This window comes from Citreimonas salinaria, from assembly GCF_900107235.1.
GTDB lineage: Bacteria > Pseudomonadota > Alphaproteobacteria > Rhodobacterales > Rhodobacteraceae > Citreimonas > Citreimonas salinaria.
The window spans coordinates 1-24,614 of the sequence record NZ_FNPF01000021.1; the positions used below are offsets into that span (position 1 = coordinate 1).

Below are 24,614 nucleotides of genomic sequence, written 5' to 3' on the forward strand. Positions count from 1 at the left end.
GCTCGCGATACGCAGACCGTCCAATGTGACCTCGTCGCGGCCAAGGACTCTTATCCTGATTGTCGCGCTGATCTCACCCAGATTGTCGCGCTATATGTTCCGGATCCGTGTTCGCGTCCCCTGCCCTTTCGGGCTCCGCGACCTCTTGCGCAGGCTGAGAGAACTGGCTCAGCAGCTCGGCATCCGTGTTCGCGAGCGCGGGGCTCGAGACCACGAGCGCAAGGATTGATGCGGTATACAGTCTTTTCATGATGATCTCCGATATTGTTCGGCGAACCATCGCACCGCGCGGTTAAACACGGTTTTCGGCGCTACCAGGGTTTCATCAGAGCGCTCGACGGACGCTTGAAGAAGAGCGTCATCTCCGTGCTCTCTTGGCACATCGCTCTCACCTGGACTTCGACGGGGGATGCCTTTGTCAGCGGAAGGTGGCCGTATGCGTCTGAAAACGAAGTTCGAGCACCGAAGAGACCAAGGTCACCGGCGGCCGGAGACGGGATCGCCCGCTCCATGGTTGCCGTAGACCTGGAGAAGTAATCGAGCGAAACGATGCAACGGGAGCTCGCCAGGTACGGCATGATGTAGTGATCGCCCGCTTCCTGGGGGTCGTAGCTGAACTCGAGCGTGACGAGCTCGCAGGCATTCACCGGCAGCGTCAACTGGCTGCCTTTTTCAGAAGCTTCCGGATTCACGAACGCATCTGGAAGGACACTGAGCTTGCAGTCTTCGGCGTAAGCGCCTGCGCGGGTGACGTCGACACCGCCGGCGATCGGCGACCAGCCGGCTACCGCTTCGTCGTCCTTCGACTCGTTCGATTCCATGATTTCCGCGACGTTCTGCCAGCCCTCAGCGCCCGGCCGGCGATACTCGACGACGTACTTGATCGCGAGCTCATCAAGGTTGAAGGCGATCAGTGGTGCAGCCCGCATCAGCACCCGGTAACGGCCGGGCGCCAGGCTCACGTCCCGGGGCACGATGTGGGCATCCCATCCGTCCCTCCGGGTCTGTGCTGCGGCGCCGCCGAAGACGGTCTGTCCGTTGACCTCGATGCTCAGATGGGCTGCGACTTCCTGAAAAAGCTCTTTGCGGACATCGATCTCGTCCAGCTTAGGTCCTCTCAAGGGATCTTTCGGCGTGAGAACGCGAAACTGGTACACGCCACCTTCGCCGGGCGGGATCGTAATGACACCCGTCGCCTCGATCGCGGTAACGCTGGAGTCGAGTTCCGAGATGTCGATGCTTCCGCTCGAGCGCGCCGGGGCCAAGCCGACAGGATCCGCGCTTCCCGCTTCGATGGATGCGAACAGAGCATCCAAGGCGGCCGCAGAGGCTTCCGGCGAGGTAGCCGATCCCGAGACCGACGGGATATCGACGAAGAAGCGTGGATTCATGAGTTCGATGTCGAGCGCATTCCACTGCGCGATGATGCCGTTGGTGTCCGAGAACCCGGCTCCGACATCGTTTTCCGTGTAGAGGGCATCCGGGACATGAAGCTTGGTCCGGTTCCAGATCCACGCCGGGTCATCGGGCAGAGCGCCTACCTGGTGTCCAAGGGCCTTGATGCGCCAGCCTAGAACCGTGTTTTCCGGATCCAGATCGATATCAGCGGACCGGTCCACGACTTCTGCCTCGATATCGTCAAACGACAACTCCTCCGGAGCAGCCTCGATGTCTTCCTCGGTACCCGCCTGCTCTGGCTCCGCTGGGGTGCCCGGTGGGAGGACGGGCTCGTAGACGAGTTCGCGCGGAGGCGGAACAGGATTCCCGGTTGCCGGGGTGTCGTCCGTGATAGCACCTTGCTCTTGGGTGGTGTGGTTGTGTGTGGGCTGCTCTTCGCCGGAAATGAAGAACGTAACCGCAATGGCTGTCGCCGCGAGAGCAGCTGCCCCGGCAAGAAATTGATGGCGTGCCATCGAGAAACCCTCCTGAAAACGTTCCAGGAGGGTTTCTCACATCGGGATTAAACTGGGTTTTCAGTTGAGGATGACGAAGCCTGGAGCCCCCTGTCGCTTCATCCGGATCGACATCTGCGAGTTCTGGATTGCGGCCCCGACATCAACGGTACCGTAGCGATCCCGCTTGATCTGGGAGAGGTTGCGGGTCACGACCAGGTCGTACTCGCCGGCTTTCAGCGCTACGTTGAGAAACCTGATTTCGCCGATGAAGTTCGTACCCTTCAGCGTGCCCTCGAAGATCTTCAGACGGCTCACGCGACCGTCCTCGAGGTGCTTTTCCATGAAGAGCGCGACGGGCTCCGACTGCTCGCGGGTTATCGCCCGGCCGCCCCGGGCCCCATACCCGTTGCCGGCCAGGAAGTCCTTCGCGGACATCTCGGGCTCGTATCCGATCGCCATCTCGTAGACGCCGGCTTGCTCGATCTTCAGCCGCTTCCGGGCCTCAACCTGGGATGGCACGAACGGCATCTGCTGCGCCGCTGTCTGAAACCGAGGAGAGTATCCCGACGACTGCTCGTAGCGTGCACTGAGATCCCCGCGGATGCCGGTAAACACCCATTTCGATGCCTCGAAGTCCCCCTCGTCCATCGGTTTCAGGCTCTGGTATTCCAGGCGCTCGTCCGGTGCGTGTGCTCGGTTGTGCCAGATGTTGTCCCCGGACAGCCGCCCCCTTTCGCCGGTGACAACGTTCTCGAGCACAAGGTCGAACATCGTGCCGTGATTTTCAGCGATGACCTGCTTGACCGGATTGGTCTCGTAGCGATGCTTCTGAACAGCCGTGATCTGTCCGTCCCCATCGTAAAAAGTCGTCAGGCGCTGAAGCTTGGTACCGAAGAGGCCGCGCTTCTCGATCCTGTTTCCAAGTTCGTTTGTCAGGTTGAAAGCGGCCTGCTTGTCGTTCAGATCGCGGCAGACAGACCAGAAATCCATCCGGTAGTATCCGGGTTCACTTACGCGGAACACCGGGCTTTCGGCGCGCTGAGACTGGTGAAAGTTGCGGGCCTGGTCTTTAGCGGCTTGCGTCGCTGAGACGCCACCACCGCTGTGCATTTCGAACGCGGCAGAACTGTCGATGATCGTGCTGCCATCAATCGCCACCCGGGCCCGGCATTCCGGCTCCCCGGTGCCGAGGAACCGGTCGAGGTAGACGTGCAGACGGTAAGCACCCGGCTCCTGGATGCGGAGCGCGCCGCTGCGCAGGATCCCGGCGTTGAAGATGTAGCTCCGGTCGCTGTCGAACGCGAAGAGGTAATCCGTTGTGATCAGGCCCCGGCCACTATCGACCCACGTATTCAAAAGCAGATCGGTCGGCGTCGGGGCATCGCCCCCGATCTTGATCGCATAGCTTTGAGCAATCCAGCCGCGTGCGAGATCACCCGGGACCTCCGGGCCCCCTGCCCCACTGTTCGAGGCAGCGGCAGGTAGGCAGCCGGCAAGGAGCGCCACCAATGAAAGAGCTGCGGGAAACATCCTGAAAACGCGCATGAAGATCACCTCTTGTCTTTCAGCACATTCTCCGCGGCCGCGGTTAAACCCGCATCAAAGCAGGTTTCAGGTGGTCGAATCGAGGCCAAAAAGCTCGGTCGGCAGATCGTTCAGGTCTTCACGGACACAATAATGGCCGTACCGGAATTCGAAATGATCACAGTCCTCATCCCAACTTGCGGCGATAATATCGATGAGATTGGCAATCGTCATCTCCTCGAGGCGCACGCCAGAACTAACAACCGTCAGAACCGTATCGCACTTGTCACTGATGGAGACCTCCCACTCGACCCGCGAGTCCAGTCTGAATGTGCGCTGCGCCATGACGTAAAGCTCTTCTTCCTCCTGAAGATCCTCGTCGTGCATTGCGGTATAGAGCGCCCATTCCACACGATCTCTTAGCATTTCCATCTCTGCCGGGTTCTGCTCGATTTCTGTCATGTCTTTCGTCTTCCTTTTTCCGTTCGTAGTTGCGGCTACCAGCATGGGTTGCACAATCCGCAAGTTGCTGTGTGCATAACGATGTCAACCACTGATCCAGGTTTTTTTACTCGGTCACATCCGGATCGATTCTGCTTTCGGGGGTGTCGGACGCTGTGCCTTCAACTGCTCTGCAGCCTGCCGCCGGCGGTTGTTGTGCGCTTGAGAGAAGTCGCTGACACGCACTCTGCCCTCGTCTTCGAAGAAGGCGCCGAGCGCTTCGAGGCGATTGATCGCCGCCGCGACATGCTTCACCTGCTCCCTTTCGGCCCGGATGCTCTTGTTCGGCACCTCCGCATCCCGGGTCGTCACCGCGGCGCTCCGGATCTCGTTGATCGTGCGATGGATCTTTTTTTTGCGTGCCCCGGTGACGCCTTCCGCCAGGCGCTCGTACTTCTCCGCTTCGCTCAGTGCGAGCTCGGCGCAGCGCTTGTAGTCAAGCGTCCCGTCGTCCGTGATCGGTGCGGTTCCGAGGGTTTTCGGAGGGTTTGCCGCAAGTTTCGCAGAGCTCTTCCGCATGCCGTCGCTGATCCCAAGCTTGTTCGCGAACGAGACCAGGATCTTTGCTGTGCGTTCGCGGAAGTCGCGGATCCGCTCGGGCGCCGCTTTGGCACGATCGGCCGCGAAGGCTTCGATTTCGTGGCGCACCTCGAGCCGATTGCCGGCTGCCTGGCCGATCTGGTCCCAAGCCTCGTGATCTTTCAAGATCGTCTTGTACGCAAGGCTCGTGAGGCCCTGCGCATCCGGGAACCGGGATCTGATTTCGACCTCTTGCCGATACGCCGCGGCCGCCGCTTCCCGCATCGCGCGGATGTCCTCGCGGTCGGCCGGCTGAGCGCCTGCAGCAAGGCCCGCCTCGTCAGCATACGCCCGGACTTCTGCGGCGAGCACCTTCCCCTGCGGGAGCCCGGACCAGCTGGGCACGCGGCGCGTGATCTTGCCGCCGAAATCCTCGATTCCGACATAAGTCTGAACGGCCAGTTCCCGGAACTGCTCGATTTCCGCACCGATCGCCTGACGATCCAGTGCCGGGTACTGTGCAGCGAGGGTCCGGATCACTTCCGCGCGCCCGGCGAGTTCCGCCATCCGCTCCACGTGCCCTGCCCGGAATGCCGCATGGATGCGCTGCTCTGCCGGGTCACTGATCGAACCCGGTGTCCTGGAATCGGTGTAGATCTCCTTTTCCTGCGTCGTGAAAATGCACTCGAGCTGCTCGACCACGTCGAAATACTGCTGGGCTTCCGCAACCAGGTCTTCCCGGTGCTCCCGTTCGATTTCGGGGACGGCCGGGGACATGGCCTTCGGCGTGTCGGCCGCAGGGATGTCGAGCAGCCCGTAGGGATCCGGCTCGTCGAGGATCTCGTCCATTGTCGGCCGGCGCGTCACGCGCTGCATGACGTTCATCGCCTTCGACTCTTCGCGGGCAGGGATGTCGAGCTTATCCACCTTGTCGAGAGCTGCGAGGATTTCTTCCTCCGTCGGACGGCGGGACGTGGGCGTTTTGGACTCCGGCGTGTCGGCGTCGTCGAGCAGACCCATGTGGTCCGGATCGTTGAGGACTTCTTCCATTGTGGGGCGTGGCATGATTGTTCTCCGTTTTCAGGTTTTCAGATGCTGTTTTCGATGAAGGTCCGGGCGAGGCGATCGGTGATCGGCATGCCGTTGAGCGTGTTGTCGAGGGCTTTCCAGGTCAGCTCGTTGCTTTCGAGCGTGCTGATCACCTGGCGCCCGTACGCCATGTCCGGCGCCTCGTAGATGCCGGCCTCTTCGATCAGGCGGGACTTCCAGCGCTCGATCCGCGCCTCGTAATCCTTGCGGACCTGATCGACTTCTTGCTTGTGCGCCTGGCGCAACCGCTGGTCCCGCTCAGCAGTCAGCTGTGTCAGCTCGTTCTTGCGTTTGACCGCGGCCTCGAGGAGAGCAGCTCTCTGAGGGTTGATGACGGGCTGGCTGACGCCCTTCCGCTCTTGCAGGCAGCCGCGCACCATGACTTCGGCCTGCGTCGTCGCGAGGAACAGGTCCTTCACGTCGACCTGGCGCGTGCGCTTGAGATGATCCCGAAAAGTCGAGCTCGAGTGCATCCGCAGCGGCTCCACACCCTTGACTTGAACGGGTGTCGTCAGGCTCTCGAGAATGTTGCCGGCGCAGAGCAGGCTGTTGATCGTGACATTCTCGAAAGTCGCGATGCCAAGGTGGCCGATGTGACCCAGAACCCGGCCGGCCGTGGCCGCTGACAGCGCACGAGGCTTCACCCGGATGTCCTTCAGTCGTCCGACCCGAAGCTCCCCGCCTTTCTCGATCGCGTCGGGAAACAGGGATTTCACCAGCTCCGCCTGGACCACTTCCGCATCCTGACGGGGCAGCTTCTCGATCGCCTCTTCGAAGCGTTTGATGACCGATCTGGCGCTGCTCTGTGCAGCGAAGTCGATGCCGGCCGGTGTTGCGGCGACGTCCACCTTGCGGCCGAGACCGTCAACAGACAGTGCCTCGACCCGGAACGATCCGATGTCGGCAATGCACGCGCCCACTTTTTCCAGATGCGTGTCCAGGTCCGTGAGCTCGGGCGCCGAGATGCCGTGCCTGTTCAGTGCGTTCGTCAGTTTTGCGGAAGCGCTGGAGATCTTGTTACGGAACTCGCACTTGGGACCGAGCACGTCGACGGACGGCTCGATGTCCTGCTCGATTTCAGAAAATTCGAGAGCGCTTTCGAGGGAATCCAACTGCGCGATTGCCAGCTCTTCCAGCTCTTTCTGTTTGCGCCGCGGTGCAAGTGCGAGGTCCATGAGGTCCACCCGTTTGATTTCCGGGCAGCCTACCCAACGCGGGTTCAACCACGATTAAAACGGCAGAGCCGGCATATTATCCTTCCGGGGGCTTGCGTTTATCCCTGTGACGCGCACTTGCCTGATAGATAAAAGTAAACGGAGACCGCAACATGTTCTGGCTGGTAAAGAAGCTCTTCCCCGGAATCGACGGATACGACGAGCTGACCCTGTCTCTCGTCTACGTCGTGTTCATCTTCCTGCCGGCCGCCTTGATCTTCCCGGTCGGCGTCTGGTTGACGCTCATCCTGTTGCCCGGCCCAGGCCAGCTGATCAGGCACTTCAACACCTTCACGACGAGCTTCAAGACTGCGTATTTCTACCCGCTTGTCCCGTTCGCGGTCTTCTATGCGTTCCTCGTGCTGCCCTGGAACCTGAACACGGCAATCGCCGAGCGGGCGCTGGATACGGAACTCGGTCGGGCATGGCTGCTGCCGATCATCGAGGCAGCGACGGCTCTCCCGTTGGGTACCGAGGCGTTCCTCCGGATCGACAGCCTTCTTTGATCGCCTGGCGACCGCCCTGCCCTACTCGATTCTTGGTATCCCCGAGCCCGATCAGGTTCCATGTCATCGCGTCGGGCGCCGATGCTGGCCACGCTGCCGCCTGTGTCGCAATCCGGCCAAGCGCGCAGGATCTACCTGTAACGAGGCGCTGGCTCTGGCGCGATGAGATAGAACTCTGGAATCTCTGCGGCGCGATCTACCCTGCTGCGCTGGCACTATATGTTGTACTGCAAAACCCTCGGCGCACAAATTATGGTGGCCCGCCCGCGATTTCTGCCGATACCCGTAAAGCCTGAAGGCTCCACTACCAGCCAAACCTTCCCCGCAGGGAAGATCAGCCGAGCTCGTCCAACATCCTACGCACCGCGTCCTCCAGCTTGCGACGGTCGATCGTCGAAAAGTCTCTGGACAACTTGATTTCCAGTCTTCCGTCGGCTGCGGAACACTTCGCTAGTCCCTCCTGCCGATCCAACTGGAAGCTCGTTCGGGCCTTCCCGGCCGCGGTCTTCCTAGTCCGGCCTTGAGCCTTGGCAGCTTCAGGGGTTTGCCCCCCCTGCCCCGCCCAGCTGCGGAGCACGGCCAATTCTTCCTGCGCTGTGCGCTCCGGCAGCGCGGCCAGTTCGGCCCTGATGCCCGGCACCACCTGATCATCCTCTTCCATCCGCTGCGCCAGAGTCAGACCAAGCGCGCGTGGCACCTCCCGCGCATGTTCGAGCGTCGAGCCGAGCCGTTCGATGACCCGGATGAACGTCCGGATGTAGCTCCGCTTCTGGTAGCCGGCCGAGCGGAACAGCTCCGGAACGGCCTTGTCGGGGTCGTTGAGCTTCGTCGAGGGATCGGCGGCGTAGTCCAAAGCCAATTGCGCCATCTCGGAAAACGAGATGTCCTTGCGCACCATATTCTCGTCCACCATCCGGCGGTAGAGCGTCTCGAGGTCGTCACCCGGTTGGCTTACCGCAGCGGGAATTTCGGCGAAGCGCTCGTCCCCGGTTTCCTCCAACAGCGCCTTGTAGGCGCACAATCGCCGGTAGCCCTGAATCAGCTCAAACCGCCCATCGCCCGCATCCTCGACGCGGATCGGGTTCGACAGGCCGATCGCGCGGATCGACTCCTTCAACTCGTCCAGCTCCATGTCCTCGCCCTTGGCGCGGTCGCGGACCAGTTTAGAGGTATCGATCGAGCTCAGCGGCAACAGGTCCATGACCAGGCCCAGCCGCTTCAGCCGCACATGCTCATGCGCAAGCGCGTCGTTCTCCTGCCGGATACGCTCCTCCATCTCGCGACGTTCGCGCGCGGACACGGCGGTTTCTCCGATGGCCGTTGCCATGGGCCCGCGGCGGCGTTGCGCGGGGGTCAGAGCATCCTGGGGCTCTTCAACCTTCCCCGCGGGGAAGTGCTCGGGCGCACTATCCTCCGGCATCTCGATATCAAACATGCGGCGTTTCTTCTTGGTCATCAGCGTGCCCTCAGATCTTGTCCCAAGCCGAAATTACATTGCTGCGGAATTCCTCGTAGGCCCGGTCGAAACTGGTGCGCGCGCGGCGCCAGGTTTCCCGGGTCATCGTGCGGTAATCGATCTCGTACACCGAACTCAGGAACCGCCCGGACTGTTCGACGGCGCGCGTCATCTCGATCGGGTTCTCGGTCACGTGTTCCCCAAAAACCTTTCGGAACGCTTCAAGCATCGCGCGGTGCAAATCGTTTCCGGCCTCGTAACGCGTCATCAGGAAGCGCACATCGCAAAACGTCTTGGGCAACCCGATCTTCCCCGTGGGGAAGGTGCCTTCGAAGCCGGCCGCGAGATCCCCGAGCGCCTCGGCCAACTGACCGATAAAGGACGTGGTGGAATCATATTCCCAGTAACCGGGACCCGAAGGGATATAAAGCATGTCCGCAGCGAAGACCGCGTTCATCGACTGATAACCGATGGCCGGCGGGCAGTCGAAGAGGATCAGGTCATAATCGTCATCCGCCAATCCGTCGAGATAGCGCGACACCGCGGCAAAAAAGGTCCATTCCGGATTGAGGTGCCGGTACTGCGCGGAGGCGAATTCGACGAATGCCGCGTTGGCACACGACGGTACGATGTCGATCGTGGACCAGTTGGTGTGCTTGATGAAGTCCGAGTGCCGCAACTCGTCAAGCCCCATGTCGCGGATCGAGGACGGGATCTTGCGTTCGGGCAGGGCGATCCCGCTCGCGGCCCCGACAGCGGCCGCGTTCATGCGGTCGGTCTCGCGGATCAGGTCGCGGGCCATGACTCCCCAGACCGTGTATTCCTCCGCAACATCTGTCAGGCCCATGGAATGGGACAGGGTCGCCTGGGGGTCGAAATCCACCAGCAGCACCCGGTACCCGTCCAGCGCCGCCGCGTGAGCGAAGTGCAACGCCACGGTCGACTTGCCGGCGCCGCCCTTGAAGTTGGCGATGGCAGCCCGGAACGCGCGCTTGCCGCCGGGGCGGGGCGGCATGAGGCTCTTGCGGTTGATCTTCATCCGCCGCCGCAGTTCGTTGATCTCTTCGAGCGAATACCATCGCTGGCGCCCGTCCTGCTCGATCTCGCCCCCCGGCAGGCTGGGGTCTGCTGCGAGGCGTCCGCGGAAGGTGCTTTGGTTGATGCGGAAGATCAGTTCAGCCACCTCCCACGACGAAAAACGCCGAAGGGTCTTGGTGCTTTCCGGGCTGAAGGTCTGCTGCCGGATCCAGCCCTGCATCTTCAGCGACTGCGCCTGAAGACGGGCCAGGTCATTATGGTCGTACATGCTGCGCCTCAACGTAGATTATGTCCTAAACCCGAAATACGCCGAATTTGAAAAGAAGGCAAAACCGAAGTTGTACCTATTTGCAGCTTCCCCGTGGGGAAGAATGGCCTGTTCTGAAACACCCGGACGTTGCTGGCCGATTCGGGCTCAGCCCCGCCAGAAGGTATCCAGCGGCACCGCCGATTGGGGACACCGTTGGTCGCGCCCCTATCTGTTGGGGACAATTGGCCCGATATTGCGGGGCATATGGAAGGCCCCCACACCAATGATACCGAAGGTGGAGGTCGTCCATCGTTCTGTCGCTTGACAGAATCGAAACACAGGACGTAAATATCCCCTTAATTGCGAAGAGCGTTGGATCAACGGCGCCTAAGTAAGCACGGTCCGCAGAGACCACCACGAGGCGCAGTCGTCCAACGGACGAGGACAGGAGACGTCATGCAGGACACCAAAGGCTGCTGGCCGCTGGTCAAAACGGATTTCGTCGCTCGGATGCAGTCCGATGCGCCTCTCTAACACGACTGTTTCGTTTAACGAGCGCTTTCCAGCCCCGACACGAGCCATCCTTGCCGAGGGCCGCCGCCGTGACCAAAATGCTGATCCGAAGGCGAAGGTCCCGAAACCTCGCCGCATTGCAGATGGGAAGGTCACGGCGTCCCGAAAGGGCAGGGGCCTAAAGATCGCAGTAGCGGATGACCAAGATGCTTGCTTCGCGGAGTTCATCGAGGAACGCATCGAGACCCTCTTCGAGGAGTTCGACCGCTCCAGGAACTGAAATTTGGGACGTCCCAAGTTATGTAAGATCAATAGGTTAACATTCTTGGGACGTCCCAAAAAAGAGCCCGACAAGGGCCATTACTGAAACGAGGAAACGAGGAAAAGGAGCAGGCTAGGCAAAAGAAAACTCGGCGGCATTTCTGCGCACCGAGCTATCATAGGTCTGAACACCCCATAGATAGCCCGACGCACCGCATGACGCAACCCGGAACATCGATTCTGGGAGCGGGTGATCTTTGTCTTCTGAGATCTGATGACACAGACAATAGACGCGATCCTGAAATCGCTCGGCCAGCCGCCGAGCGGCCCTGAAACGTGCCCGGAGCCAAGGCCGGGAAGGGCAGGGGGGGCGGCGGCAGAGAACCCCGTTTTCCGCGGTCTGGACCGGTGGCAAGTGCTCGACCTGGTCGCCGCCTGCCGCCCGCGCCTGAAGCTATCTGACGCTGCGCTGGACGCCCTGCGCGCACACCTGAGCCTGCTGCCCCGCGGCCCACTCGACAGCTCTCAGCTGCTGATGTCGTTCGCGTCTATCGAGACTGTCATGGACCGCTCGAGCATGCAGTGCGAGCGACGGTGGCGCCGGGCTGAAGTAGAACTTGAACGGGCCGGCTTGATCACGAGGAAGCTCTCGCCGAACCGGCGGCGATTCCCGATCAGGGACCACCGCGGCAAACCGACTGACGGGTTCGGAATCAATTTGCGGCCGCTCTTCGAACGCGTCCCTGAGCTTCACCAGATGCGGTCCGACATCAAGGCCCAGGCCGCGGAGGTCGCAGCACTGAAGACGTCGATCCGGGCACGCCTGCACGCGCTGAAGGAACGCTTCGGCGATGGTGTCGAATGGCTCCTTACATTTTACGAGTCTGTCACCCGCCTGCTGCGCCGGAAGACGGTCACGCGCGTCGAACTCGCCTCCGTCCTGAATGACATCGAGCGCCTCGACCAACCCGATTGGGCACGTGTCAAATCCCCGGAAACAGGGGTGTCGAGGAGCGGTCAGGAGCACCCCGAGGCAGGCACCATGTCCGCCGCCGACGGACAAACTGTCCGACACATAGAGTCAGAAATAAACTATTCCAAAAACGCGCCCAGCCGCACAACGACCGGCCAGATCCTCGCCCGGTGCGCGTCTCTGAAAGATTTGGTCCCGGTGAAGCAATACCGCGGCATCGAGGACGTCGCTCACTCCGTCGCACGGGCGCTGTCGATGAGGGAGGGCACGATCCTCTCTGCAATGAAGAGAATGGGCGTAGTAGCAACGCTTCAGGCACTCGATTACCTCGCATCCCGCGAGAGCCAGGTACGCTGTCCAGACGCTTACCTCGCGACGCTTGCGCAGCACCCGTTCCCACGCTTTCGGCAACGACGCGAAACCTTCCATGTTCACCGCGGTGAACCACTTACATCCGCAAAATCGTGGACCAGACAGTGAGATCCAATTCATAGTTCGCAGTGCAGCTTCAGGTTGTGCGGTGGACACTTCCTACACAAATATGTGTCAAACGCGTCCACCGACGGGCCAACTTGGTACAGGATTCACACCACGTGCTCGCCCGGTTCGCTGCTACATGCTCACAGACAGCTTTGCGGGTCCGCGTTGGCTGACGAAGCTTGCGTTGATCTCGCGTAGCGTCGCAAACGGTAGCGCCCACCGCGCCGCGTCGATTGCAGCGAAAATGAGAGCTTCGTGATCCTTGCCTTCGATCTTGAAGCCCAGCTCGACAACACCGGGAGTATCAAAGCCGATGACCGCATCATCGAAACCCGCCGCCCGGATAGCATCGGTGATATCATCCCGATCATCGTCCTCGTCATCGACCGGAAAGGCAAAAAGCAGGTCCACTTTCGCCGCGAGATCAGTCATGCGTCCTATCCCTGTGATGGTGCTGCAACGGGTCTCTCTTATATTGAAACTGCTCTCGAGCGACAGAATCTTGTGCGCTATCGATGGCTTCCCGGAGTTGCTCACAAAGGCCCGCGGGTCGGTCGACTCGTGCGTCGAATAGGAGTGATGGCGTCATGAGCAAGCTGAAATGACACCCAAAGACAATCGATCCTGGTACATCAGTGCGGCCGCGCTCGAACACGCTTGCGCGACTGGCCGTCGGCGTCAAAGGTCATCGCGCGCAATCTTGACCGGCTCGAGCGGGAAGGCTGCGTCGCGCCAGCATATCTCGCTCGCTTCCGCGAGCTGATGTCACACGGGCCTGAGGAGGTGCGTGAAACCGTTCTCGCGCTGACTGAGGAAGGGCAGGTGCTTCGGTCAGTCCATCCTCTTGCCGGGCTGCTGCCACCTGATGAGAGGGCCGAGGTCCTTGAGAGAACAAGGAGGAAAGCGGTGACGACAGTGAATCTCGATCGCATCGCATTCCTCGATCTCGAGGCCTCCGGATTGGGGCCTGACAGCTGGCCGATCGAGGTCGGTGTCGCGTGGCTCGATGGCCGGAGGGTGATCCGTCACTCGTCTCTAATTCGCCCGCGGGCAGAATGGCCTGAGGACGCCTGGAGCCAGGTGAGCGCCCAGGTTCACGGCATTCCGCGGTCAGTGCTGAATGATGCGCCGGACGCCGACGAGGTGGCAGAATGGTTCCTGGATCTAGTCGGCGACAGGGCCCTCGTCTCAGACGCTCCCGATCATGACGGGATGTGGCTCCAACGGCTCCTGCGTGAGCGACGAGATATCTTTCTGCTGCACGATGTGCTGCTCCGGGCGTTCGGCGAGGAAGGTGAGGTCGCACCGGGCAGGCTGCACCGGGCTTACAAGAACCGCCGGTCTAGCAAGCCATCCCACCGCGCCGGCGACGACGCCGCAGCTCACGCACATGCCTGGAGAGCAGCTCTTCGCCCTTGACCCGGCAGGTTACAGACAACCAGCACAGCTTGTCTGTAACCGAGGATGATCTGGACGCGCGTAGGTGTGGGTCCATTCTCAGACGGGCACCTAGTTCTGACTGATCGTCCTGATATAACCATCTGACGTTTAAGGGAATTTCAGGATACCCTTCCTGACGACAACCCGGACCAAAACGTCTCTGTCGGCGTTACCGGGCTCGGAGCACAACAGCCGCCCCGAGCATTAGGGCCTTCGCCACAGAGAGAAATATACATTGAAAACAAAGTGATACGTTCGAATGGACCCACAACTACGCGGGACGGCGCCGACGACCCCAAAACTACGTGGAATTAGACTGGAGGTCTGGCTTCGAGAACGGAGCGCCGAGACCGCGTTGAACCGCGAGCCGACTTCCGATCAAATGAAGATCAAGGGATAATGGATCGGCAATGAGAGAGACGCCCGCGCGCTTCGAGCCCTGTGGCATCGAGGAGATGATCCCTGAATTCCTGGTCGATCTCCTCGATGCCATTCGCGAGGAAGCCGCCGAGGTTGGCCGTGGTTTGCACCCTGACAGCGTCCGCGAACTGCGCGGGCTCGTTCGCATCATGAACGCCTACTACTCGAACCTCATCGAGGGTCACCACACGCGCCCGCGCGATATCGAGGCGGCACTGAGCTGCGCTCCTGTCGATGACCGCTTCCTCGCCGAGGCGGTTGCCCATTTCCGGGTCCAGGAAGGGGTCGACGATCTCGCAGACGCGGGGGATCTGCCACAGCCGACATCGGTCAGCTTCATCGTGGAACTGCACCGCCGCTTCTACGAAGAGATGCCGGAGGAATTCAGGTACACCGAGCATGGTTTCAAGCGCGTCGAGATCGTGCCCGGCGCCTTCCGCACGGACGAGGTCCAGGTCGGCCGCCACCTGCCGCCATCACCCGACCGCATCAAGTCCTTCATGGCGCATTACGAGATGCGATACCGCGGGCTCACGCGTGGCGCGACCGGGCGCATCCTGTCGATACCGGCTGCGCATCATCGGCTGAACTACATCCACCCCTTCCTGGATGGGAACGGCCGCGTCAGCCGGCTCGTCACTCACGCAATGATCCAGCGAGCCGGTATCGGGGCCGGTGGCCTCTGGTCGATCTCACGCGGCTTGGCGCGCAGTCTTGGAGACCGGGGTGAGTACATGGCTTGGATGGATACCGCAGACATGCCCCGGCAGGGCGACCAGGATGGCAGGGGGAACCTGTCTTTGCAAGCGCTGATCGGCTTCACCGGGTGGTTTCTGACGGTTGTGCAGCAAGATATCCGGTTCACGCGCTCGATACTCGACCTCGATAGCACAGGAGCCCGGTTTGCCGCGGTCCTGATGGATGAGGTGGAGAAGGGTGCGTCAGGGCCAATCGCTTCATTTCGCAAAGGCTCCGTGTTGCGGTGATCCGTTGTCCCCGGTAAGAAGGAGTTGCACACTACCTTTCTAGGACCTCCGGAGCTTCTGCTTTGGGGGTCTTTTTTTGCCTGCTGATCTGCTCCTGTTCTGGTTTCTATGTGTTGACCGCAGTCAACTATTTCTTAAGAGTGTCCTCTAATGATTTGTTAATGTTACACTAAGTGCGTAGACCGGAAACCCAGGATTCCCATATTTCGGTAGTTACTCTCAAGGTGGTCCAGGAACGCGGTGTCGCTCGTGCCCGACGCGGCGATGGTAAGACTCTTGCCCTTGCGCGTGTCTCGACGTGACCGGGGATAGAGGCAGTCGTTGCCGGCGCTGCCGTTTCAGTGTGGCAGGGGGATCATCCGTCGCCTACCGCGTAGTTGTGGGGTCGTCGGCGCCATTCCACGTAGTTTCGGGACCATCGCCGCCAACCGGCATGTAACAGACTGATAACAAAAAATAACGTTGGCCGCGCGTTCTGAATCATCCGCTCGCGCCGCTTCATGGGCGCCGCGGTTTAGTGTTTCTGGGGCCCGTCGGCGGCCTGCACAACCATGACGACCGCCGAAAAATCACAATGAGATCAATGCGGTAACTCCACGACGACCCCGGAACTACGCGGGGGCGTCTCAATGACCCCACAACTACGCGAACGGACCCACAACTACGCGGGCACGCGCTCTATCTGTCCAACCCCCCGAGGCGTGGCAGTTTCAGCTTCGGTTTCTGTACCTTGCGCTTGAAAGCATCCTTCTTCGCAGGGGCAGGGGCAGGGGCAGGGGCAGGGGACTTCGATCCGAGAAGATCTTTGCGCAGCTTCATTCGGGGGCGCGTGTACCGCTCCCGGATTTCCTCTCGCGCTTGATGCTGCGTCATCCCGGCGCAGAACGCCTTCTTCCTGTCGAGCGATGTGTTCGCGGTCTTCCGCTGGTTCACCATTTCCGAGACCGATTCCACGAACTCGAGGTCGCCGATCTCGGACTCGAGGTAAGCGTCCGACCCCGGCAGGAGCGCTGAGCGGCGACTTCCCTCCAGTCCTGAAAAACGCCGCTCTTCGGGAAGGTGGGGGTCGTCGATGTAGACGTGGTCTCCCCCGTCAAGCACGAGGCAACCAGAATGTGCTTCGATGAGCAGGCCGGACACCGCAGTCTCGAGCAGGCACACGCGCCGGTATGACTCGAGTTCTTTCGACGACACGACGTCAGATGACCGCATGCGGCGGGCGGCTTGCTCCGCTCTCTCGAGGCGCTCTTTGGACACGTGCTTGCATGCGCTTGAGACCATGTCGGCATACTTTCCGGCGGGGTCGATAGCGCCGTCCTCAGCGAGGCCGTATTCCTGAAAGTGGCCCCGCGTCGTTTCCAGTTCGGGATCGGCGGCGGCGGCGGCGAAGCGTTCCACGACGGCTGAATTCAGGATCCTGACATGAACGCCAAGCGGCGAGTCAGGCGGGTCCGCTACCTCGTGCGCAAGCAGGGGTTCCATCGCAGGATTGTCGTCGAATGCTCGGTGCAGGTGCCGCGTGATGATGTACTGCAAGGCACTGAAATGCGTGCCGGTGCCGGACTTCGACAAAGCCGCCATCTTACGTCGATCGCCGATTGCTTCCAGCGAATCGATCGCTGTCCGGAACGTGCCAGCCGACGTTTCGATCGTTCTCCGCGCGGTGTGACTCATCGTCGGCGTCTTGGGTATTCCGGACGGGGCAGGGCGGTCGACCTGGTTCGCCTTGCGCTCTTGCTCTTGCACGACCTCGAACTCGGCGAGGAGCACGTCGAGCTCTGCCGTCTGTCGCCCGGGCAACGAGAAGTGCCGGACAAGCGCCAGAGGGTCTTCGGCACCCTTGAAGACCGGATCGCCGTAAACCGCCTGGTTGGCGGTGTAGAGCCCGCCGTCGACCAGTTTCGGGCGGAGTAGGTTCATGACTTCCTTGAACTTCTCGGGGTCAACCGGTCGGTCCAGTTCCGCCCAGAGCCGGCCTCGGAGATTCCGGGTAACCGGCGCATGCTCGTACGTGCCGTCATCACGCTTCCGCATGCCTGCCGAGGACGACAGCGAGCATCGCATCCGCGCCCTCTGGAGAGCGCGGGGCAGGGCGGCTCTCACTTCTTCGAAAGCTGCCTCGGCTTCAGTCGACAGATCGTAAGCTCGGCTCAGCTGGAAATCGTCGATATCGAGCGGAACGTACCGGATGTCTTGATCGAGGAGCGTGCCGAAGATGAAACGCAGACCCGGCACCCAGGCCAGGTCTTCGCTCCCGAACGCCTTCTTGATGCGGTTTTTCAGGAGCCCGTCGGGTTCTTTGAGTTTTCCGTCGTCGGCGTATTCCAGCCTTTCGGATTCGCTTTTCTTGCGACGTACGTCTTTGAAGGGTTCGTAGAAAACCGGGCGTCCGATCGTAGTGAATGAGCTGTCACGGAAGCTGCTCTCGACATGCTCGTCGAGATCCCGGTTCGCCTGAGGTTTGAAGAAGAACTTCGACGCATTCGGATTGTTTGTCCTGTCGAAAGCGCCGTCCTCGAGACGGGTGTAGGTCTTCGAGTAAGGCAGAGCATCCCACGCCTTCGAACTGCGATCGAACGAAGCCCACTTCATCCGTGCGGTGACCTCTGTCTCCTCTGTCTCCGCCGCGTCAGGGCCGAAATATTCGACTGCCAGTTCTCCTCGCAACGCGGCCTGAATCGGTCGATTCCTTGCGTCCAGGTCAGCTTCAGTCGGCTCGTGGAAGAACGCCTCCTGACCGGCTTGCGGCTTGTCGGGGAGGGGTTTGCATTCTGCGGCGGCGGTCCGCCCGATGCCGTCGTCGGCGTATTCGTAGATGTCCTCGATGACCCGCGATAGGGCAGGGAGCTCGGCGCTCTTGCTCACCATCTGAGCGGGTATTGCGACGCCGCCCAAGCCCTTGAGCTCGAATGCCAGTGTCAGGGATCCGCTTTCATCCCGCGGGAATACCAGGCGCACGTTGTGATTTCCGAAGAACGCGGCAAGGTGCTGCGCCGTCCGCTTTTCGGGTTCGTCGGCAGTATCGTTGATGAAGTGAGCCAGTCGCCAGGCAAGGTGATCGCATGCGCTCTTCGCGTCCACCTGCAACGTCTGATCACCGTTCGGTCGGTGTTCGACGTAGACCGCGAGCGTGTTCCGGAACGGCTTCTTCGATCCTGATCTACCTGGATTGCGCGGGCCCCCCTGCGCCCTCGGCTCACTAAGCTTCCTGATCGCCATGCGAAATCTGTCCTTAATCCGGGTCGGCCTATACTATCCCACTCGATGATGAAAGGACGATTTATGAAGGATAGCGAAGGAATGACCGGAGGTCTCAGAGGCCTCGTGATAGTGCTGTATGGTTGCGTGATCGCTGGCGTATTCACAGCCTTGTCGCTGAACGTCCTCGCCGGCCTGGTCGCACTAGCGCTCTGCCTTGCCGGCCCCGTCTCCGTTCGAGAGCCACTGTGGACGCTCACCTGGAAGAACGCCATCATCATGCTCGCCGACGCGATCCCGGTCTTGCTGCTCGTTCGTTCAGTCGTCCTCCTGCCGCAGCAGCCGATGGCGCAGATCGAGGCAACCGATTTCCTGTCCGGGACCGTCGTGTTCGTGGCAGCGATCCTGGTCGGCTTCATCATGAAAGTCTGGCTCATTCTCGATGTCGTCAGGATCTACGACGGGCACCCGATCAGGCGATGACGGGCCTGCGGCTGATCATGCGCGAGACACCTTCAAGGGCGCGCCTTGCGGCTTCTGCACACGGCATTGCCGGGGCGTCGTCGTGCATGACGTCCTCGAGGTCGACGTCATCCATGGCCAGGTCGGCATCGAAAGCGGGCAGGGGCGGGCACGCGTTCTGCAGTTCCCGGTCCGCGCTCGCACCGTAGTGCCGTTCGAACTCCTCCAGCTCATCCGCGGTGACATCGCCCGCACGCTGCCGACGCAGCAGGTCTGCGAGATACTCCAGGCTGCCATCTTCACCAGGCATCGGGATCTTGCTGTCGTAGAGCGTGCGGTCGAGGATGCCCGAGCGCTTGCTGTGATCAGGAGCTTCCGTTCCCGGCTCGGGATGCCGCAGGCAGTTCAGGATCTCGCGGCCGACACCGGGCACATCCGCGGCGAAGGCCGTGTACATCTCGTTGAGCTGCCGTCCGGTTTCGGGGTTCGAGACTGCAAACGCCGGGAAGAACTCGTCCTCGGTTTCGATGAGCGTGACCGTCACCCGCTCGCCGCGGCACCGCGCGATCTCGTTGGCGGCGAAGCAGATCACGTACGCCGAATGCCAGAGCTCGGCATCGATCTGGGGTTGCTTGATGTCCAGGTTCGGAAACCAGCGCACAAACAGCGCGTGCGCGTTCTTCTCCCAAGCCTCGGTCATGCGGATCGTGTTCGTCATGGTGTTCATCATCGTCTCCATCCTTCTGACAAGGACATGAGCAAGCGTCTTGCAGGAAGTTTAGCGGCCGGAATTTTTCCGGGATAATCCATGCTGTCCTTGCTCAAGGCGAATAAAGAAAGTGGCCGCACAAACATTTTTCACACTTTTTCTTGCGTATTTTTCGGTTTTGTTCTATGTGAAACTTGGACCAAGGGTACTACAATGAATAAGATGACTCGCACATTTGCGGGCGTTGAAGCTGCGTCAGCAGAACTGACATATTTTGACCGGTCACGGGCAGAACCGCTTCACACGATGCCGCGACAGTTCTCGTTCGACCATGCGGTCGAACGCATCCCGGACGACATGAAGGGTCCGGAATTCACAGACTCCACGATTTCGGCGATGATGCCGAGGATCCTTGCCTCGGCGGCGGATGAGCGGGCTGTCGCGCAGATCATCCACGCGCCGGCGGGCACCGGCAAGACGTACCAGGCGGTCCGTTCCGTGGCGGCGCTCATTGCGAACGGGACCATCAGCAAAGTCGTTCTGTATCTTGTACCGACGCACGCTCTGGCAGCGCAGACTGAAGAGAAATACCGCAACCTGGATATCCTCGCCCGGACGTACTTGGGTCAGTCACAAGCGGATGCGTGCACGCGCTCTGATACTGCACAAGCCGTCGCTGAGATCGGGCTGTCTGCGAGGGACCTGTGTGGCAGTGAAGATGATGAAGACCGGTGCCCTGATTTTTATGACTGCCCGCTTCAGAAGCTCCGGGCAGAGATCGCAAGGAACAGGCCACCAGTGCTCATCGCACCCGTAGAATACCTGCGCAGCGGCGGACTCCCGCCGGAGGTCATGGACCCCGGGCTGATCATCATAGACGAGTCGATCGTCAGCACGATGATCCGGCACGACACCATCCAAGCCCAGAAACTGGGCAAGGTCTGGAGCGAGAAGCTTCGGAGCTTGGGTGAGCTCGAAGAGGGCTACGAAGCACTTCACGACCTGCAGAACGACTTGCTGACGTCACTCGGAGACCCAGACCCGGTAAGTCGGATGCTCAAGCGCTACGGATCGATGAAAGAGCTCTTGAGCAAGATCAACGCGGTCATCGACCTGCGGCAGAGCGAGATGCGGGCGCTGATCGGAGGGATCGGCGGCAGGACAACGGCCGAACACGTGAGCAGAGCCCGGTTGCCGAAGTATTACTCGCGGGAACTCCAGCTCTGGTCGTCCCTGCGTGATCGAGTGTTGGCGATCCATGCCGGGCGCGAGACGAGCAACTGGGTTGCCGCAAGGACTGCGGAGAACCACGAAGACGCGAAGCGCGAGGACGTCTACATCGACTTTATCGACCGCATCGAGTTCCCCTCGAAGTCACCCGTCATCATGCTCGATGCGAGTGCCGACGAGGCGATCTACCAGCGCCTCTTCAGAGCCACGCACACGGTCAAGTACACGCGCTACGCACGCCCGATTGACACCCTTCACCGCACGGCGATCGTCGGCTTGAGCTGCAGCAAGAGCTCTCTCACGCAACGCTTCGACGGGTCCGTGAAGGACGGTCGAAACAGAGAACAGGAACGCCAGAACAGGATCGCGCGCATCGACTCCGTGCTCGATGCCATCGGCCGGCGGGAAGGGAAGCGCTCGATCCTGCTCGTCGCCACCCACGCGGTCATCCAGTCGATCAAGGACGGAGAGATCGGGAAGCGCTTCGTCGACAATCATGATGTCACCCTCGCGCATTTCGGCAGCCTGCGGGGCCTGAACAAGCACGAGAAGACGATGACGACGATCATCCTCGGTAAGCTCGAGCCGAACGAGGACGGGGCCCGCCGGATTGCCGCAGGGATTTCAGAAGATCCCGACAGGGTCCTCGCGTCGAAGCCTGAGCGGGTGAAGTCCAACGCTCTGATCGCGTTGCGCGACGGCCGGGCCGGCGAGATCAGCACGTCGACTTACAAAGACCCGGACATGGCACGCGTGCTCTACCAGATCAGAGAAGAAGAGATCGTCCAGGCGGAGCAGAGAATCCGCGCGGCACGGCGGCAGAAGGAAGACATCCGCTCTTATATCATCGGCGACGTCATCCCGGCTTCGTTCCGGTTCGACGATGTCTATCACATCAAGGATTTCATGAAATCCAAGCTGGACGAGGTCGCCGAGGCTTACCACGGTTGCCTGTCAGCTCTCGCGTACCAGGATCTGCACGGAACCACGGCCCAAGCCGCTCGGCAATTCATGAAAAAACACGACTTCCAGAAGTCGTCTGTTCCTGTGGGGTGGCAGGCCTGGACAGTGCAGAAGGATGGCGCGCGGGGTGCCCCGATGTACGTGTACGGGAAGCGCGGGGAGGTTACTGAAAATGCAGTGGCCCTTCATGTCGCCAGACTGAAGGAGTGGGCCCTGGAAGACGTTCGCGTCCTTCCTGCAAAAGAGGAAACGGCAGCCGCTTGAACGATCGAGCGGCACCACACACACCACACACCCTCAACAGGGGCGAAGCCCCGTACAGGACGTAATCGCCCTGATCCTTCCTGATCTTGCTCTCATTAAACCCCAGCGAAACCGCGTGCTGGTTAAAGCGTCCTCACACACCAACAGGGACGTCTATCCATGCACATTTCGTCGATGACAAACTCGCAACTGCTCCAGGCCTACGCATCGCTTGCCGGGGAGGATTGCGAAGCCTTCGATGGCCCTTCACCCCAGGAAGCGATCCTGCATGACCTGACAGAGCGGTTCGAACGCTTGATCAACTCGGCCAGCCGCGGGATGCGGAACGCGGGCGTCATACCCCCTGAAGATATCCGGCAGGAGGCGGTCAACGGCTTCCTGATCGCAGTCGAACAGGAAGCGCAGAACATCAACTCCGGCGAGAACCCGGACCTCGATAGCTTCCCGGGGTTCGCGCGTACGATCATCTCCCGGCACCTCTTCCACGCTTTCGGAAACGCGAATTCGGTCATCAGCATGCCGACAAGTGGCAGCGTCATCGCGATCAAGCGAAGCCTCATCCGCCGCCAGTCCGCAGGCGGCAGCCCGGCGGAAATCATCAATGACGTCGCCGTACAACACGGTGTCCCAGTCTCATCCGTCGAGCGGGTCTTTGTCGCCATGTCGCCCGCGGCGGCTTACAACACCTGCGAAAACGGCGGTGAGGATGAGAGCGGTCACGTGGTGGCGATCGCCGATGCACAAGCTTCCGGCATGATCGAAGACGAAGAGCAACGAGCGCAGCAGGCCTGGCTGAAAGATGCGTTCTCCGAGCTGACCGATTTCGAACGCGAGGTCGTGAAATGCTTCTACGGCTTCGGCGACTATGATCGCGATGAACGCATGACCTACGCCGAGGTGGAAAGGATCCTGATCGCGCGGGGCATGAAGACGGACCGGGGCGGGCCCATCACGAAGAACGCCGTGATTTCATCCGCAGATCGCGCGATGAAACGCCTGAAAAGGGCCGCCCAAAAATCCCGTTACGCATATCTGAAAGCGGCGTGACCGCTGATGAAGACCATGTTTTCGCAAGCCGCTCTCATCCTTCTTGGGGGGGTAGTGCCTGCTTGGGGTGACTCTCCGTGCTACGATCTGGCACCCCGCGCCGCCGATGAGGCAGGTGTTCCTCCTGAAATCCTGAAAGCCATCGTGTCCGCCGAAAGCGGCGGGCATCCCTGGACAACGAATACCGAAGGGAAGGGGGCTTACCACTCTTCCAAGGGCGCCGCCTTGGTACACGTCCGAGGTGAGCAATCGCACGGCACTGAGAGCATCGACATCGGCTGTGCGCAGATCAACCTGCGCTGGCATCCGAACGCCTTCCCATCGCTCCAGGCCGGCTTCGACCCCGAGGAGAACCTCGCCTATGCCGCGGGTTTCCTTGCCGACCTGCGCCGCCAGCACTCTTCCTGGAGGTCAGCCGTCGGAGCTTACCACAGCCCGGGGAATCCGGCCCGGGCCCGAGCTTACGCCGACGGGGTCTACAGCTTGATGTCGCACGGGACCCAGGATTACGAGCGACCTGCTCTTACCATTGCCGCTCCCAGGCCGGCAGCTACGACGGAGCACAAGAGACCGGGGATCACGAGAACAAGCATGCTGCCCGGCTCAATCGGAAACCTAGGATCGCGAGAGCGGCGAAACGCAGACGAAACCTGGTGACGCTACACCGGACCGGGACAAGGAAAGATCTGATGTACGCAGCTGATAGAGACGACAGGCAGAAGACACGGTCGTTTCGAGATGTGCTCGAAGACATGGCGGCTGCCCGCCGGAAACACGCAAAGCCGTTCCCGCGGGTCGGACTGCGCTTCACGATCCTGCCCGTGCTCGGTCCCTCGGGCGAGGGCTACATCCTGCTGCGAGCGGAGAGCTCATCCATCTTCAATCCGTCGCTTGATTCAGAGGGTTCGAGGTTTCTCGCACGCCGCCAGGATTTCGGCGACACCCCCGACCCCAGGGTAGACCCGGATGCCAGACTGTTCCCCGACAGCTGGACCGAGCACGGCGCCGCATGGACCGTCTTCGGCGGCAACGAGATCCTGAAAGCCGCCGGTGTGCCAGCCGTCGACATCGAGGATTACACGCCTCCGGCAGGCTGGGTGGCACCCGAACCTGGTATCGATGAAGCCGGCATCGGCGGAACACGCGTCATCGAAGTGCGGAGCTGGTTCGTCGCCAAGGCTGCCTGATCCCTGAAAACACGGCAACTTTGTCAACATTGGAGGTTGGCTTCCTGTAATTCAGGATGTGCGGGTTCTTTCCTATTTGCAAAGAATTCTGTGCGGATGGTTTCCTAAATCGGATTGCCGATGCCGTCGGGTAGGGTTCTGCGGTTGTGAGCGAGCCGCTGCCAGACGCCAGCCAGGGAAAACCACACATCTGGAACCAGAGAAACCTCATGGGAGGACGGGCAGCTGGGTGTGGTCTGCGAAAATTATTGTGCGGATGGTTTCCTAAATCAGCAATGGTGGTGACTGGGCACGCCGCGAGGCGGGGGAAGCCGGCGTGAAAATGTCGTCAACGTCATGCACTTTATCCTTGAGTGTCTAATCTACACGCTGTAGAACAAGGACATTCTCTGAACAAGCGGCTGAATTCTCCGCCGGATTGGTGGCTGAAAGAAGAAAAGAAGACGGCGATAATCTGGGGGGATGTCGTCGTGCTCCGCCGAACAGGCG

The 24,614-nt window shown here is 60.8% G+C and carries 21 protein-coding genes; 11 read left to right on the forward strand and 10 right to left on the reverse strand.

The genetic code is table 11. The features are described from left to right. The coding region (locus BLW27_RS21505) for a hypothetical protein (protein ID WP_218141154.1) at positions 1-229 on the forward strand (229 nt) is incomplete at its 5' end. A gap of 82 nt (positions 230-311) precedes the next feature. On the opposite strand, the gene BLW27_RS18190 is transcribed toward BLW27_RS21505, so the two are convergent. From BLW27_RS18190 to BLW27_RS18210, 5 genes are all read right to left on the reverse strand, one after another. Next, entirely contained in the window at positions 312-1,913 is a 1,602-nt protein-coding gene (locus tag BLW27_RS18190; RefSeq protein WP_089885640.1) for a hypothetical protein, read from the reverse strand. A 60-nt stretch (positions 1,914-1,973) separates the two neighbouring features. Beyond that, positions 1,974-3,440, reverse strand: coding sequence for a hypothetical protein (locus BLW27_RS18195; RefSeq protein WP_143042348.1), 1,467 nt, complete (start codon positions 3,438-3,440; stop codon positions 1,974-1,976). A 66-nt stretch (positions 3,441-3,506) separates the two neighbouring features. Beyond that, positions 3,507-3,881 carry a hypothetical protein gene (locus BLW27_RS18200; RefSeq protein ID WP_089885646.1) on the reverse strand — a complete coding sequence of 125 codons (375 nt, stop codon included), beginning with the start codon at positions 3,879-3,881 and terminating at the stop codon, positions 3,507-3,509. A 114-nt stretch (positions 3,882-3,995) separates the two neighbouring features. After that, the gene (locus tag BLW27_RS18205) at positions 3,996-5,504 is read right to left on the reverse strand and encodes a hypothetical protein (RefSeq protein WP_218141155.1); all 1,509 of its coding nucleotides are present in this window, start codon (positions 5,502-5,504) and stop codon (positions 3,996-3,998) included. 23 nt (positions 5,505-5,527) lie between these two features. Continuing rightward, positions 5,528-6,703: a hypothetical protein gene (locus tag BLW27_RS18210; RefSeq protein ID WP_089885653.1), complete on the reverse strand. Its 1,176-nt coding sequence runs from the start codon at positions 6,701-6,703 to the stop codon at positions 5,528-5,530. Between the two features lie 152 nt (positions 6,704-6,855). Here BLW27_RS18210 and BLW27_RS18215 point away from each other — a divergent pair, with 152 nt between their 5' ends. Next, positions 6,856-7,248 (forward strand): hypothetical protein, encoded by a 393-nt coding sequence (locus BLW27_RS18215; RefSeq protein ID WP_089885657.1) that lies wholly within the window; start codon positions 6,856-6,858, stop codon positions 7,246-7,248. A 334-nt stretch (positions 7,249-7,582) separates the two neighbouring features. Here the strand turns inward: BLW27_RS18215 and BLW27_RS18220 are convergent, their stop codons facing one another. After that, on the reverse strand, positions 7,583-8,704 hold the full coding sequence (locus BLW27_RS18220; protein ID WP_245710941.1) for a ParB/RepB/Spo0J family partition protein: 1,122 nt from the start codon (positions 8,702-8,704) through the stop codon (positions 7,583-7,585). 10 nt (positions 8,705-8,714) lie between these two features. Next, complete coding sequence (locus tag BLW27_RS18225) at positions 8,715-10,010, reverse strand: AAA family ATPase (protein WP_089885660.1); 1,296 nt, start codon at positions 10,008-10,010, stop codon at positions 8,715-8,717. 502 nt (positions 10,011-10,512) lie between these two features. Between BLW27_RS18225 and BLW27_RS18230 the strand changes: the two genes are divergently transcribed. Together BLW27_RS18230 and BLW27_RS18235 are read left to right on the forward strand one after the other, a co-directional pair. Next, the gene (locus tag BLW27_RS18230; RefSeq protein WP_089885663.1) at positions 10,513-10,785 is read left to right on the forward strand and encodes a hypothetical protein; all 273 of its coding nucleotides are present in this window, start codon (positions 10,513-10,515) and stop codon (positions 10,783-10,785) included. A 255-nt stretch (positions 10,786-11,040) separates the two neighbouring features. After that, complete coding sequence (locus tag BLW27_RS18235) at positions 11,041-12,219, forward strand: helix-turn-helix domain-containing protein (RefSeq protein WP_089885666.1); 1,179 nt, start codon at positions 11,041-11,043, stop codon at positions 12,217-12,219. 132 nt (positions 12,220-12,351) lie between these two features. Here the strand turns inward: BLW27_RS18235 and BLW27_RS18240 are convergent, their stop codons facing one another. After that, positions 12,352-12,651 carry a hypothetical protein gene (locus BLW27_RS18240; protein WP_089885669.1) on the reverse strand — a complete coding sequence of 100 codons (300 nt, stop codon included), beginning with the start codon at positions 12,649-12,651 and terminating at the stop codon, positions 12,352-12,354. A gap of 225 nt (positions 12,652-12,876) precedes the next feature. Between BLW27_RS18240 and BLW27_RS18245 the strand changes: the two genes are divergently transcribed. Both BLW27_RS18245 and BLW27_RS18250 read left to right on the forward strand, forming a co-directional pair. After that, a complete protein-coding gene (locus BLW27_RS18245) occupies positions 12,877-13,638 on the forward strand; it encodes a 3'-5' exonuclease (RefSeq protein ID WP_089885673.1) in 762 nt (253 codons plus the stop codon). 431 nt (positions 13,639-14,069) lie between these two features. After that, the gene (locus tag BLW27_RS18250) at positions 14,070-15,065 is read left to right on the forward strand and encodes a Fic family protein (RefSeq protein ID WP_089885676.1); all 996 of its coding nucleotides are present in this window, start codon (positions 14,070-14,072) and stop codon (positions 15,063-15,065) included. 678 nt (positions 15,066-15,743) lie between these two features. On the opposite strand, the gene BLW27_RS18255 is transcribed toward BLW27_RS18250, so the two are convergent. Further along, a complete protein-coding gene (locus BLW27_RS18255; RefSeq protein WP_089885679.1) occupies positions 15,744-18,284 on the reverse strand; it encodes a hypothetical protein in 2,541 nt (846 codons plus the stop codon). Between the two features lie 63 nt (positions 18,285-18,347). Here BLW27_RS18255 and BLW27_RS18260 point away from each other — a divergent pair, with 63 nt between their 5' ends. Beyond that, complete coding sequence (locus BLW27_RS18260; protein ID WP_089885682.1) at positions 18,348-18,746, forward strand: hypothetical protein; 399 nt, start codon at positions 18,348-18,350, stop codon at positions 18,744-18,746. On the opposite strand, the gene BLW27_RS18265 is transcribed toward BLW27_RS18260, so the two are convergent. Next, positions 18,736-19,455: a hypothetical protein gene (locus tag BLW27_RS18265; protein WP_089885685.1), complete on the reverse strand. Its 720-nt coding sequence runs from the start codon at positions 19,453-19,455 to the stop codon at positions 18,736-18,738. The two genes, BLW27_RS18260 and BLW27_RS18265, sit on opposite strands and share 11 nt — an antisense overlap. 192 nt (positions 19,456-19,647) lie before the next feature. Here BLW27_RS18265 and BLW27_RS18270 point away from each other — a divergent pair, with 192 nt between their 5' ends. From BLW27_RS18270 to BLW27_RS18285, 4 genes are all read left to right on the forward strand, one after another. Then, positions 19,648-21,891 (forward strand): DEAD/DEAH box helicase, encoded by a 2,244-nt coding sequence (locus tag BLW27_RS18270; RefSeq protein ID WP_177177990.1) that lies wholly within the window; start codon positions 19,648-19,650, stop codon positions 21,889-21,891. A 159-nt stretch (positions 21,892-22,050) separates the two neighbouring features. Continuing rightward, entirely contained in the window at positions 22,051-22,938 is an 888-nt protein-coding gene (locus BLW27_RS18275) for a sigma-70 family RNA polymerase sigma factor (RefSeq protein WP_089885692.1), read from the forward strand. A 15-nt stretch (positions 22,939-22,953) separates the two neighbouring features. Then, on the forward strand, positions 22,954-23,595 hold the full coding sequence (locus BLW27_RS22155; RefSeq protein ID WP_425429305.1) for a lytic transglycosylase domain-containing protein: 642 nt from the start codon (positions 22,954-22,956) through the stop codon (positions 23,593-23,595). A 32-nt stretch (positions 23,596-23,627) separates the two neighbouring features. Further along, positions 23,628-24,125, forward strand: a complete 498-nt coding sequence (locus tag BLW27_RS18285) for a hypothetical protein (protein ID WP_177177991.1) — start codon at positions 23,628-23,630, stop codon at positions 24,123-24,125. The last annotated feature ends 489 nt before the right edge of the window (positions 24,126-24,614 follow it).